At 64.9% G+C, this 12,437-nt stretch carries 16 protein-coding genes; all 16 read left to right on the top strand.

Going from position 1 to position 12,437, the window contains the following annotated elements; genetic code table 11:
- Window positions 1–169: 169 nt before the first annotated feature.
- Window positions 170–901 (top strand): hypothetical protein, encoded by a 732-nt coding sequence (locus ACT6SE_RS22150; RefSeq protein WP_046428360.1) that lies wholly within the window; start codon window positions 170–172, stop codon window positions 899–901.
- Window positions 898–1,380 (top strand): hypothetical protein, encoded by a 483-nt coding sequence (locus ACT6SE_RS22145; protein WP_046428357.1) that lies wholly within the window; start codon window positions 898–900, stop codon window positions 1,378–1,380. The genes ACT6SE_RS22150 and ACT6SE_RS22145 overlap by 4 nt, the downstream gene beginning before the upstream one ends.
- Before the next feature lie 258 nt (window positions 1,381–1,638).
- Window positions 1,639–1,953 (top strand): hypothetical protein, encoded by a 315-nt coding sequence (locus ACT6SE_RS22140; RefSeq protein WP_046428354.1) that lies wholly within the window; start codon window positions 1,639–1,641, stop codon window positions 1,951–1,953.
- Window positions 1,943–2,257: a DUF4423 domain-containing protein gene (locus ACT6SE_RS22135; protein WP_225792080.1), complete on the top strand. Its 315-nt coding sequence runs from the start codon at window positions 1,943–1,945 to the stop codon at window positions 2,255–2,257. Before ACT6SE_RS22140 ends, ACT6SE_RS22135 begins: the two co-directional genes overlap by 11 nt.
- A gap of 4 nt (window positions 2,258–2,261) precedes the next feature.
- Complete coding sequence (locus ACT6SE_RS22130; RefSeq protein ID WP_046428350.1) at window positions 2,262–2,819, top strand: DUF3486 family protein; 558 nt, start codon at window positions 2,262–2,264, stop codon at window positions 2,817–2,819.
- Window positions 2,820–4,550, top strand: coding sequence for a hypothetical protein (locus ACT6SE_RS22125; protein WP_444811069.1), 1,731 nt, complete (start codon window positions 2,820–2,822; stop codon window positions 4,548–4,550).
- Complete coding sequence (locus tag ACT6SE_RS22120; protein ID WP_046428344.1) at window positions 4,547–6,070, top strand: DUF935 domain-containing protein; 1,524 nt, start codon at window positions 4,547–4,549, stop codon at window positions 6,068–6,070. The genes ACT6SE_RS22125 and ACT6SE_RS22120 overlap by 4 nt, the downstream gene beginning before the upstream one ends.
- 3 nt (window positions 6,071–6,073) lie before the next feature.
- Window positions 6,074–7,351, top strand: coding sequence for a phage head morphogenesis protein (locus tag ACT6SE_RS22115; RefSeq protein WP_046428341.1), 1,278 nt, complete (start codon window positions 6,074–6,076; stop codon window positions 7,349–7,351).
- Complete coding sequence (locus ACT6SE_RS22110; protein WP_046428338.1) at window positions 7,351–7,926, top strand: phage virion morphogenesis protein; 576 nt, start codon at window positions 7,351–7,353, stop codon at window positions 7,924–7,926. The genes ACT6SE_RS22115 and ACT6SE_RS22110 overlap by 1 nt, the downstream gene beginning before the upstream one ends.
- 214 nt (window positions 7,927–8,140) lie before the next feature.
- On the top strand, window positions 8,141–9,283 hold the full coding sequence (locus ACT6SE_RS22105; RefSeq protein ID WP_444811068.1) for a hypothetical protein: 1,143 nt from the start codon (window positions 8,141–8,143) through the stop codon (window positions 9,281–9,283).
- Between the two features lie 22 nt (window positions 9,284–9,305).
- Complete coding sequence (locus ACT6SE_RS22100; RefSeq protein ID WP_046428332.1) at window positions 9,306–9,647, top strand: capsid cement protein; 342 nt, start codon at window positions 9,306–9,308, stop codon at window positions 9,645–9,647.
- A gap of 28 nt (window positions 9,648–9,675) precedes the next feature.
- Complete coding sequence (locus ACT6SE_RS22095; RefSeq protein ID WP_032960531.1) at window positions 9,676–10,620, top strand: major capsid protein; 945 nt, start codon at window positions 9,676–9,678, stop codon at window positions 10,618–10,620.
- A 160-nt stretch (window positions 10,621–10,780) separates the two neighbouring features.
- Entirely contained in the window at window positions 10,781–11,263 is a 483-nt protein-coding gene (locus ACT6SE_RS22090; RefSeq protein WP_046428326.1) for a hypothetical protein, read from the top strand.
- 8 nt (window positions 11,264–11,271) lie between these two features.
- A complete protein-coding gene (locus tag ACT6SE_RS22085; RefSeq protein ID WP_046428323.1) occupies window positions 11,272–11,802 on the top strand; it encodes a gp436 family protein in 531 nt (176 codons plus the stop codon).
- Entirely contained in the window at window positions 11,799–12,278 is a 480-nt protein-coding gene (locus ACT6SE_RS22080; protein WP_046428320.1) for a phage tail terminator protein, read from the top strand. Before ACT6SE_RS22085 ends, ACT6SE_RS22080 begins: the two co-directional genes overlap by 4 nt.
- A complete protein-coding gene (locus tag ACT6SE_RS22075) occupies window positions 12,275–12,436 on the top strand; it encodes a DUF7210 family protein (RefSeq protein ID WP_444811067.1) in 162 nt (53 codons plus the stop codon). The genes ACT6SE_RS22080 and ACT6SE_RS22075 overlap by 4 nt, the downstream gene beginning before the upstream one ends.
- The last annotated feature ends 1 nt before the right edge of the window (window position 12,437 follow it).

The following is a 12,437-nucleotide window of genomic DNA, read 5'->3' as shown; positions in this document are numbered from 1 at the left end:
TCAGCCCACTATCTCGCGCGCACGCGAGGAAGGCTTGGAACGCGTGCAAATGACCTGCGCGCTGTCGAAATAGAGACTGCATCCCATCGATTCGGCGCGTTCGGGGCGCGCCTGGTCGACGGGCGCTCCTCGTCGTGTCCCGTCGGCCCTTCTATTCCAGGAGCAGGCCATGACGACCAAGAGCACGCGCGGCATCCGCAACAACAATCCGGGCAACATCGAGCGCAACCCTGCCAACAAATGGCAGGGACGCATGCCCCGAGAGCGAATGACCGAGGAGCAGCGCAACGAAAAGCGCTTCGAAGTGTTCTCGGCGCCGGCCTGGGGTATCCGCGCGATGGCCCTGCTGCTGATCAACTACCAGGACAAGCACGGCTGCAGCACCGTGCGGCAGCTCATTGATCGCTGGGCGCCGCCGAGCGAGAACAACACCGACGCCTACGTTGGCGCTGTGGCTGGGGCCGTCGGCGTCGCCCCGACCCAGTTCATCAACACCCACGAATACCGCCGCATGCGCCCGATGGTCGAGGCCATCATTCGCCACGAGAACGGCCAGCAGCCCTACAGCCCGGACGTGATCGAGGAGGGGCTGCGCCTGGCCGGCGTCGTCAACCCCGGCGCGAAGCCACTGGTTGCCGTGCCTTCGTCGGTCACCACGGCTGCTGCCACTGCAGCCGCAGCGGGCGGCACGATGGCCGCCGTGGAAGCCGCGCAGCAGCTGCAGCCGGTCATCCAGGGCGTGCTGCCCGCGATCCAGCAGGTCAATGCTGTGGCGCAGGCCACCACCGGCATGCCCAGCTGGTTGCGCCTTGCGATTGCCGTCGGTGTGATGGCACTGGCTGGCGCCAGCATCTTCACCTGGTGGCGCCTGCGCCGTGCCCGCAAGGCGGTGAGTGCGTGAACCCGCACCTGACCGCCAAGCACGTCGTGGGTGCTGCCACGGGTCCGGTCGTGGTGCGGTTCGCCCTGGCCGTGGTGGTTGTCGCCTTCTTCTTGGGGCTCTGGCTGGGCCACCGGTGGGGCGCGGGAAGCCAGGTCGATCGGGTCAACGCTTTGTCCGACCAGGTCATCGCACTCAGCGCCGAGCGCGATACCGCGCGCAACGTCGCCGCCGGCAACGCCGATGCCGCTGCCACCCTGCGGGCCGCCCTCAAACGGGAGGCAGATACGAAGCTGGCCCAACAGCGCGCAGCAATCGCCGAACTGGATGCCCGCGCAGACCGCATCGCTCAACTCGAACGCCTGGCGGCACAGCGCCAGCAGGCCCTGACCAAGAAGGTGGATTCCGATGAAGACTGCAACGTGCTTCGCACCACTCCTGTGTGCGCTGCTCTTGCTCGCGGGCTGTGGGGAGACCAAGCAACCGCTGACCCGCACTGAACTGGTCGAGTGGCCGGTCCTGGTCTACGTCGAGCTGCCGCCGGCACTCACCGATCCGCTCCAGGCCCCGGCCCCACCGCCGCCGCTGTGCCGTCTGCACGACGGCACGCTCACTCCATGCGCGATTGACGCGATCGTGCGAGAGGCCGCCTGGCAGCAGTTGCTGCAGCGGGTCAACGACGATCGCGCGACATCGGAACGGCTCAGTGGCGCCAGAAAAATGTCACAGCCCAATCTCAGTGGCGGAGACGCCACGAAATGAAGATCTCGCTGGAGTTGTGGCAGGCCCTTTCGCTTGTGCTCGCACTTCTCGGGACGCTGGTCGGCCTGGTCAAGTGGGGCATCAGCCAGATCAAGGCGAGCATCGACCAGCGTATGGCTGGGTTTGAGAAGGCGGCCGAGGGCTGGCGCAAGCAGGAGCTGGACCTGCTGGGACTGCGTGCGGAACTGGCTAGGGAGTACGTGCGAAGAGACGACCACATCCGAAGCCAGACGGTCATTGAGGCAAAGCTCGACGCGATCAACTCAGAGATCAAGTCGATCCAGATCCAAGGAGCAAGACGTGAGCATTAAGTTGGACATGGACAAAGTTCGGCGGGAGAACCTGCGCTGGGTGATGCTGTTGGGTCTGCACAACGCGGCCCCCTACGGCGCCTACGAGGAGATTCTCCTCAGCATCGCGCACGCCCTGTATCCCGATGCCACCCAGCTGGAGGTGCGTCGCGCCCTGGACTATCTGGAAGACCGCCGCATGATCGAGCTGGACAAGCGCCCGGATGGACGCTGGCATGCCGACATGACCCGCCTCGGCACCGATATCGCCGAGTACACCGCGCAGTGCGATCCCGGCATCGCTCGGCCAGAACGGTACTGGTGACGCCATGCCCCCGGCCAGCAAGATCGATCAGCTTCCCCAGGACATCCGCGCCGAGCTGGATACCCGCCTGATTGCCTCCGGCTTCGGCGGGTACGTCGGGCTGGCCGAATGGCTCACTGAGAAGGGTTTCAGCATCGGCAAGAGTGCCGTCGGCGCTTATGGCCAGAAGCTGGAGCGGCGGCTGGCTGCAGTCAAGGCCAGCACCGAAGCGGCGCGCCTGATCAGCCAGGCCGCGCCTGATGATGCCGACGAGCGCAGCAACGCGATTATCAGCATCGTTCAGACCGAGATCTTCGACGCGCTGTTGGCGCTGCAGGAGCTGGAAGAGGGTGACGAAGATGGAATGGATCCTGGTAAGCGCATCGCGCTCCTGGGAAAGGCGGCCAAGAACATCGCCACCCTCAGCCGTGCCAGTGTGAACCGCCACAAGTGGGCAACTGAGGTGCGGGAGAAGGCGCTTCAGGAGGCTTCGCAGCGAGTGGAGGACGCGGCACGTGCGCGAGGCCTTGGCGCTGACGACGTAGCCTTCTGGCGGAACACCGTACTGCAGGGAGTCGGCTAAGTGTCCGAGCTGACGCCACTGCCGGATACCGAGCGCGTTCTGGATTGGGATGACCTTCCGGAAAGCGTCCGCACCATTTCGTCCAACTTCGATCCGCGTGAGGCCGGCGTGCTGATGGCCCACCAGTCCGAATGGATCCGGATGCAGGAATGGCTGGATATTGCGGTATGCGAGAAGGGGCGTCGCACCGGCATCACCTTTGCGCAGGCGCTGACCGACACGATCACCGCCGCTTCTTCCAAGGAAGCCGGCGGTGACAACGTGTGGTACATGGCCGACACGAAAGAGAAAGGTCTGGAGTTCATTGGCTACGTTGCCAAGTTCGCACCGATCATTGCGCGCGGGCAGGCATCACGTGTTGAACAGCACATTTTCCAGGACCAGGCGCCTGACGGCACAAGCCGCCAGATCCAAGCGTTCCGCGTCCGCTTCGCCAGCGGGTTCCGTGTCACCGCCCTGTCCTCGCGTCCCGAAAACATCCACGGCCTGCAGGGCGTGGTCGACCTGGACGAAGCAGCGCTCCACAAGGACGTCGCCAAGGTACTGGAGTCGGCAACTGCACTGCTCATCTGGGGCGGCCGCATCCGGGTATGGTCAACCCACAGGGGTAAGAAGAACCCGTTCAACCAGCTCGTGCAGGACATCCGCGCGGGGCGCTATGGCGCAAAGGCGAAGGTCATTCGGATCAGCTTCGACGATGCCGTGGCCAACGGCCTTTACGAGCGGGCCTGCGCCATGCGCGGCAAGATCGCCACGCCGGATGGGAAGCGCGAGTGGTACAACGCGATCCGTTCCGCCTACGGGCCGCGCAAGGCTGCGATGCGCGAGGAGCTGGACGTCATCCCCCGCGACGGCGAGGGTTCGGCCATTCCTTCGGTGTGGCTGGACCGCGCAATGGCGGAGACCCGGCCGGTACTGCGGATCGTCTTCGATGACGACTTCCCGAAGCGCCCCGAGAAGGAGCGCGAGGTGTGGTGCGCGTCTTGGATTGCCACGCAGCTGATACCGGCGCTGAGGACCGCCGCCAAGGGATTCACAGGCCGCTGGGCGGTTGGCATGGACTTCGCCCGCCATCGCCACTTCTCGGTGATTATGCCCGCGCGAATCGAGCAGGATCTGCGCCGGATAGTGCCGTTCCTGATCGAGCTGGCCAATGCTCCCACCCGCCAGCAGGAGCAGATCCTGTGGGCGCTGCTGGACTTCCTGAAGACGGAAGCTACAGGGCGCTGGACGTTCGCAGGGGATGCCACCGGCCCCGGCCAGACGCTGATGGAGTACACCGGCGACCGATACGGTCGGGCCGAGCTGGACAAGGAAGCCGGGCGCTACAAGGGCGGCCCCATCCATGAGGTGACGCTGTCGCGGCCTTGGTACGGCGAATGGATGCCCAAGTACATCTCGCTATTTGAGGATGGCTTCATCAGCCTTCCCAGGGACGCCTCGCTGGAGGATGACCACCGAGCGGTCGAGTACGTCGACGGCATTCCGATGGTGCCGAAACTGGAGCGCAAGGATCTGCAGGATCCGGAGCTGGTGCGCCACGGCGACGGCGCTATTGCTGGTGCCTTGACACAGTTCGCGGCGCTCAACCACGTGACGCGAGTTCCAATTGAGTTTCAGTCCACCGGTGCGCGTGGGAGCTTCGCAGCCTCGGCCGATGGCCCCCTGCGCATTAGCGATGACGGCTTCGGCACTGTGGCTGGTGGCAATGACTTTGGAGGTTATGTATGAACCAGGCGCGCCCTGAGATCGGCCGAGAGATCGCAACCACCGCGGATGGAATCGACATCACTCGTGGATACACCGGTCCGCTGCTGCGTCCCTACGACAGCGTGCTTCGCTCGCGCGGCACCAGCGACCTTCTGATCTACGAGCAGGTGTTCTCCGATCCCGAGGTGAAGTCCACCTTTGGTCAGCGCCAGCTGGCAGTTACCCAGTGCGAGTACCAGGTCGACGCAGGCGGAGATCGGCCTATCGACCAGGAAGCCGCCGACTTCCTGAAGACGCAACTGGACAAGATCGGCTGGGACAACGTGACGACGAAGATGCTGACCGGCGTCTTCTATGGCTACGCAGTGGCAGAGCTGATCTACGAGCGCGTGGGCGACCGCATTGGCTTCAAGGCGATCAAAGTGCGCAATCGCCGCCGATTCCGATTCGGCAAGGAGGGCGATCTGCGCATGTTGACCATGAACAACATGCTGGAGGGCGTGCCGGCCCAGGCGCCGTACTTCTGGAGCTTCTGCGCCGGTGCTGACCACGACGATGAACCCTACGGCCTGGGTCTTGCGCATTGGCTCTACTGGCCGGTGCTGTTCAAACGGAACGGCATGAAGTTCTGGCTGATCTTCCTGGAGAAGTTCGGCATGCCTACTGCCGTGGGCAAGTATGGGTCGGACGCAACTGATTCCGAGAAGGCAAAGCTGCTCCAGGCCACCCGCGCCATCACCACCGATTCCGGTGTGATCTTGCCGGATGGCATGGTGTTGGAGCTGTTGGCCGCTGGGCGCAGCGGCACCGCCGACTACAAGGCTCTGCAGGATGCGATGGACGCGGCCATTCAAAAGGTCGTCCTGGGTCAGACAGCCAGCACCCAAGGCACCGCCGGACGGCTGGGGAATGACGACCTGCAGGCCGACGTGCGTGCTGACATCATCAAGGCCGATGCCGACCTGGTGTGCGAGTCCTTCAACACTGGTCCCGCCCGCTGGATCACGGAGTGGAATTTCCCCGGTGCTGCAATCCCTCGCGTGTACCGCGTCACGGAGGAGGCTGAGGATCTGGAAAGCCGAGCGAAGCGCGAAGAGACGGTATCGCGCCTTGGCTTCAAGCCCACCCTCAAGCACGTCCAGGACACCTATGGTGGTGAATGGGTCGAGGTCGGGGCTCCCGCCGCAGTGCCGCCTCTTGATTCCAGCGCGATCGCCGGACCGGCATTCGCGGACCCTTCTGCGTCCATCCTCTCACTGCTGCAACGCCATCATCCCGCCGCTTTCGCAGATGCGGTTGGCAGGGCGGCCGATAGCATGGCTGCCCAGCTCGATCGTGTGACGCGGCCTGCAGGTGAGCAATGGGTGGCCACCCTCCGTGAGCTTACGGAGGAGGCGACATCTCTGGAGGATCTGTACGAACAGGTGCTGGCACGGGCACCGGATATGAGCCTGGAGGAGTTTGCGACGGCTACAGCCCAGGGTCTCGCCGCAGCGCACCTGCGTGGCCGCGATGACGTCCAGCAGTCGATCGGGAGCTGATCGATGGCTGGTGTTGGCTACGGCACAGTTCCTTTCGCCCAGCAGATCGCGTTCTTCCGGCGTAAGCGAAACATCGTCACGGAAAGCTGGCTGGACGTATGGGAGTCGGAACATGACCAGGGCTTCATGGTCGCCGGTGCCAACCGCGACGAGCTGGTGGCCGACTTCGCCGCTGCCATCCTGAAGGCTAAAGAAGATGGCACTACCCTGGAGCAGTTCCGCCGCGACTTCGACAGCATCGTGGCCACGCATGGCTGGGACTACAACGGTGGACGCAACTGGCGCAGCCGCGTCATCTACGAGACCAACCTCCGCCAGAGCTACAACGCGGGCCGTTGGCATCAGCTGCAGGCTCTGAAGAAGTCCAGGCCCTGGTGGCGCTACCGCCATAGCGACGCCGTCGAAACCCCGAGGCCCTTGCACCAGGCTTGGGATGGGATTGTCCTGCATTGCGACGATCCCTGGTGGCAGTGGTACTTCCCCGCCAATGGCTGGGGCTGCCAGTGCTATGTCGAGGCGCTCAACGACCGCGATCTGGCGCGGTTGGGCAAGGATGGGCCGGACAAGGCTCCTCCTATCGAGTTTGAGCAGCGCCTGGTCGGGCAGCGCAGCCCAGGCGGTCCGTTCCTGGTTGAAACGCCGGTCGGTGTGGATCCGGGCTTCGGCTATGCCCCTGGCCGCAGCTTGGATGGTTGGCCGAGCAGCAGAGGCGGACCGCAGACACCGCCTGCGCTGGGCAGCGGCATCGAAGAGGCGCTGCAGGGTGCGCTGCGCAGGAATGTGCGCCTGCCTGCAAACCCGGCAGCACGTACTGCTGCCCAGGTGCTGGAGCGCCCCCGTGCGCTGGGCGCGATACAGGCCGGCCTGGCCGAGTGGCGTGCAGCAGCTGCAGCTGGCCGCACACACGCAGGCCAGTACCTCGTCGGTGCCCTACAGGCGAGTGCAGTCGATGCGCTGCTGGGCAAGGCGGCCGAGCTGGGCTCGGCGGCGATCGCCATCGAGTCCGCCGACGTACTGGACAAGGTGCCGCCGTCCCACTTCCCAACGCTGGCCAGCGCAATGCGCTCACCCTTTGCGCTGTTGTACGACGCTGCCGCCAGCATCGTGCGCTTTGTTCTTCAGGGGGATCGGCAGCGACAGCGCTTGATCGTTGACGTCAAGATCCAGGCAGAAGCAGGCGTTCCAAATCTGATCAAGCAGGCAGAAATGGTCGCAGCGAGGAAGCTCCACCGCCTGGTCGACGACGGGAGCTGGCAGCTGATTCAAGGTGAGATCCCCTGATGGCCGCGCGCGTTGAAATCACCAAGGACACTGCCGGCCCTGCGTTGCGCAATGCTGCCAAAGGGCTGCGCAACGACGCGTTGCAGCCGTTGCTGGAGGATATCGGCGAGTACCTATTGCGCTCTACGCGCGACCGTGCCGCACGCCAGGTGTCGCCGGACGGCGCCCCTTGGGCACCACTCTCGCCAAGCTACCGGCGCTACAAGGAACGCAAGCGTCCGGGCGTTCCGATGCTCCGCTTCGACTTCCACATGCTCGGTGACCAGCTCGCGCATCAAGTGGTGGGTGACACGCTGCTGGTAGGCACCAACGCACCTTACGGCGCTATCCACCAGTTCGGCGGCGCGATCAACAGGCCTGCACGCTCTACCCAGGTGTACTTCCGTCAGGGCCGGGATGGCGAAGTCGGAACGCAGTTCGTGAAGCGGCGCCAATCCAACTTCGCTCAGTGGGTGACGTTGCCGGCGTACACGATCGGCATTCCCGCGCGCCCGTGGCTTGGCCTGTCCACAGAGGACGAGCAAGAGGTCATCCTCATTGCCTCCGATCACGTGGCAGGGTTGTTTTCGGAGTGAGCGCAACAGCGCGCCGCTGCGCCCGATGACGTGCTGAGTGGCACGGTGATGCATTGTTAATGTGCCGCAAGTGTCAGACACCGCTTTCTGCGCGATCCTTCCCGCTTCGAAGGCGATGATGCGGGTGGCCTGCCTACAGTCGCGCGCGTGCGACCCGAAAAAGCTGTGAACCCGTGCAAATGACCTGACGCGATCGCAACAGGAACATGGCGGCATGAACCAGCCCGCCGCCGCACTGCAAATCTTCAAGGCAGGAACCCACGTCGCCGAAGACGGGAATTCCTACACCTTCACCGAAGAGGACGTTCAGCAGATTGCACAGACGTACAGTGTCGATCTGCACGAAGCGCCAATCGTCGTCGGTCATCCCAAGGCTGATCTGCCGGCATACGGCTGGGGCAAGGCCCTGGAGTGCCGCGATGGCGTGCTGTTCGCCCAGCCGCACCAGGTCGACCCTGACTTCGCCAGCATGGTCAACAAGGGGCGCTTCAAGAAGATCAGCGCGTCGATCTTCCTGCCCAATACCCCAGGCAATCCGACACCAGGCAAGTTCTACCTGCGGCACATCGGCTTCCTGGGCGCCCAGCCGCCGGCGGTCAAGGGCCTCAAATTCGCGTCCTTCGCTGACGGCGAAGAGGCCGTCTGCTTCTCGCAGCCGCTCGCGCGCCTGGGCTGGACGTTTGGCTCCTTGCTGCAGTCGTTGCGCGACTACCTCATCGACCGTGATGGGCTGGAAACCGCCGACAAGATCATCCCGCAATGGCAGATCCGCGAGGTCACTGAAAGCACCCGTGAGCCGGACGACAGTGCGGGTCTTTCGCCGACGTCTTTTGCGGCACCCATTGATGAAACAACCTCGGAGAATCCCATGTCACAGCAGACCCCGGAACAGATCGCCCAGCGCGAGCAGGAAATCCAGGCGCAGACTGCCGCCCTGGACACGCGCGAGAAGGCGCTCGCCGCCCGTGAAGAAGCCGCACGTCGCGAGGATGCGGCGAGCTTCGCCGAAACCCTGGTCACCGAAGGCAAATTGCTGCCGCGCCAGAAGGCGGGCGTCGTCGAGCTGCTGCTGGCGCTGCCTGCCGGCGGCCAGGCGCTGAACTTCGCCGAAGGTGACAACCAGGTCTCCAAGCCGGCGGAACAGGTGCTGCGCGAGCTGCTCACGGCGATGCCGAAGGCGATCGATTTCTCCGAGAAGTCTGGCGACCAGGGCGTCGAATCGCCGGCCAACTTCTCGGCGCCGCTCGGCTCCACCGTGTCGCCGGACCGAGCGGTGCTGTTCAACAAGGCCAAGGCCCACCAGCTGCAGCACCCCGGCACTTCGTGGGCCGATGCGGTTGCAGCGGTTGGCGGCTAACCCACTTTCCCAGGAGAGAACCATGTCGCAGAACATCGCCCTGCTCACGTTGTCCGTGAAGGCCACCGCAGCGCTCGTTGCCAACCGCTTCGTTTCGCCCGCCGGTGGTGTGGCTGCTGCCGGTGGCAACAGCTATGGCGTCACCCGCTCCAATGCCGCCATCGGCGAGCTGGCGCCGGTCGACGTCCTCGGTACCACCCAGGTGGTGGCCGGCGGTTCCATCGCTGCCGGCGCATCCATCCAGGTCGGTGCCGATGGCAAAGCGCTGACCGCCGACACCGGCAAGGTCGTCGCCCGTGCGGCGCCCGGTTCCAGCGCTACCGCCGATGGCGACGTGCTGGAAGTGATCCTCATCCCGAATTGATCGGCACCTCGCCGTAGGAGACCAAGTAATGTCCGCACAGATGACCCCCGGCCAGGTTCGCGTCGTTGACCCGATCCTCTCCGAACACGCCCGTGGCTACCGCCAGGCGCAGCTCGTCGCATCCGTCCTGTTCCCCTTCGCCGACGTTGCTGCCTACGGCGGCCGGGTCATCGAGTTCGGCAAGGAGTCCTTCAAGGTCTACAACTCCAAGCGCGCACCGGGCGCGGCCACCAAGCGCGTCCGCTTCGGCTATGAAGGCAAGCCGTACAGCATCATCCCCAGCTCGCTGGAAGCGGTGGTGCCGCGCGAACACATGCGCGACGCCAATGCAGTGCCGGGCATCAACCTGGCGACCCGTGCCGTCAATGTCGTGCTGCGCTCGCAGCTGCTGGAGTACGAAGTCGAATGTGCCGGCATCGCCACCAATGCCAGCAACTACGACAACGACCACAAGGTGACCCTGACCGGCACCGACGTCTGGTCGAACGATGCCTCCGACCCGGCCAGTGACGTCGAGACCGGTAAGGAAGCTGTCCGCGCCAGCATCGGTCTCTATCCCAACACGATGCTCCTGTCGGCCACCGCCTTCAGCAAGCTCAAGCGCCATCCCAAGATCATCGCGCGTTCGGCCGACAGCGGTATCCGCAAAGTCACCCTGGATCTGCTCCGTCAGGTATTCGAGATCGAGAACATCGTGGTGGGCGCGGGCGTCGTCGCTGGTGCGAACGACGAGTTCGGCGACGTGTGGGGTACTTCTGTGGTGCTGGCCTATGTCAGCCCCGGTTCCGACGTGAATGCCAATGCCGAGGAGCCGAGCTACGGCTATGGCTACCGCATTGAAGGCATGCCGCTGGTCGAGGAGCCGTACTACGACAAGAACGCCAAGAGCTGGATCTATGGCGTCAGCAACGATGCGTCGCCGGTCCTTGCCGGAATGGCCGCCGGCTACCTGATCCAGGGCGCCGGCCTGTAATACGCCGCCGGCGACAGGACGTCGCCGGATTGGCTGTCGCTCATCCGTACAACCCAGCGAGCGGCAGCAGCAGGCGAACGCGGGCCTGATCGTGCGCAGCACGAAGAACCATGCGTGACAGCCGGAGAGAACGGCACCACACCTATTCGGAGACCCCGTCGTGGCCAAGCCCCGCACCGCGCCGTCCAGCGCACCCAAGACCGTCCAGGACAGCAAGCCGGCCGCTGCCCCGGCCGTCACGGAAGAGAAGCCCGCAGAGACCGCATCGACGCAGCTGGATCCTCCAGCCGATGCCGATGTCGACGCTGCCGCATCGTCGGGCTCGGGCGCCGGCCCGGCGCTGGATCCGGCCGCGAACGATCAGGCTCCTGATGCCGGCGGCGTCGCTTCCGCATCTGCGCCGCCGACCACCTCCGAAGCCAGTGGCACAGCCAATGCCGCTGCCGGCCGCGACGCCGACGTCAATGCGCACGACGACGATGCGCCGGCGCGCGTCTGTTTCGAGGTGCTGACTCCGTTCAAGTTCCGGGGCAGCGTCCTGAAGCCGCCCGCCTGGATCGAAATGTCCGAGGACGACGCGGCGATCTACCAGGCCGCCGGCGTGCTCGGCACCGAACCGGCCGAACCCTTCGACCACGTCTGAAGGCCGCCATGTCTTACTGCACGCTACCCCTGCTGTCGGCCGCCAAGCTCGCCAGGGAGTTGGCCGAGGTGGCCACCCCGGAGCGGTTCCGCATCGTCGATGAGGCGCTGATGGACGCCACGCTCCTTGGCGATGATCGCAGTGGCTACGATCCTGCGGACATTGCGATCGCCGACCAGGCAGCGGCGCACGTGCAGCGCGCCCTGGACGATGCCGACGGCGTGATCAATGGCTACCTGGTCGTGCGAAAGCCTGTGCCCTACACGGTGCCGCTCAATCCGGTTCCGACGATCGTTCCCACCTGGGCGCGCTGGATCGCCCGCTACCTGCTGCACAAGGATCGGGTCAACACCGAGGACCGCACAGACCCTGTTGTCCGCGACTACAAGGAGGCCCTGCGCTTTCTGGAGCTGACCAGGGACGGCAAGTTCTCACTGGGCGTCGACGATCCACTCCCGCCGCCCAGCAGCGGCTCACCCGAGTGGTGTGCGCCGGAACGGCAGTTCACCCACACCACGCTGGAGGACTACGGCAAGTGAGCGCCGCGCCCTTCGACGTCGAGCTGGTCCGCGAGCGCCTGGTGGCGGCCAAGCTGCTGGAGAACCAAACGCTGCGGTCTATCAAAGGCGCGGCCGACTACCACGCCGTGCAGTCACTCCAGGACTTCCCGGCGCCGTGCGCCTACCTGGTGCTGGCCCGAGAAAAGGCGGTCTCGCAACAGCAGGGCGTCGCCCCTCCGGGCCAGCAGGTACCCAGCAGCCAGATTGCCTACGCCAGCTTTGCCGTCGTGGTCGCGGCGCGGAACTACCGCGATCAGCGCGGGGAGCAGGTCAGCCAGGATCTGCAGGCGGTGCTGGCCGCCATTCGCGGAGCGTTGATTGGCTGGGTTCCGAACCTGCCGGGCGCACGCGCCTGCCAGTTCGTCCAGGGCGACATGCAGGACTACAACGCCAGCATCGCGCTGTGGGCAGACATCTATCAAACGCAGCACATCATCAAAGGAGCAGCGCGGTGAACGAAGCACCCGTCCAGAAGCTGGTCGAGGTCACCCTCGACAAGCCCCACACCCACGCCGGCGTTCAGTACGACGCCAAGGCCAAGATCAAGGTGTCCGAAGCCGATCGCGAGTGGTTGGTCGCGAACCGCGTGGTCACCGATTCGAAGGAGAAGTGAC

Source organism: Stenotrophomonas sp. LC732 (genome assembly GCF_052446685.1).
Taxonomy (GTDB): domain Bacteria; phylum Pseudomonadota; class Gammaproteobacteria; order Xanthomonadales; family Xanthomonadaceae; genus Stenotrophomonas; species Stenotrophomonas muris.
Note: the sequence above shows the minus strand (reverse complement) of the source record. Positions and strands in the feature narration are given on the sequence as shown.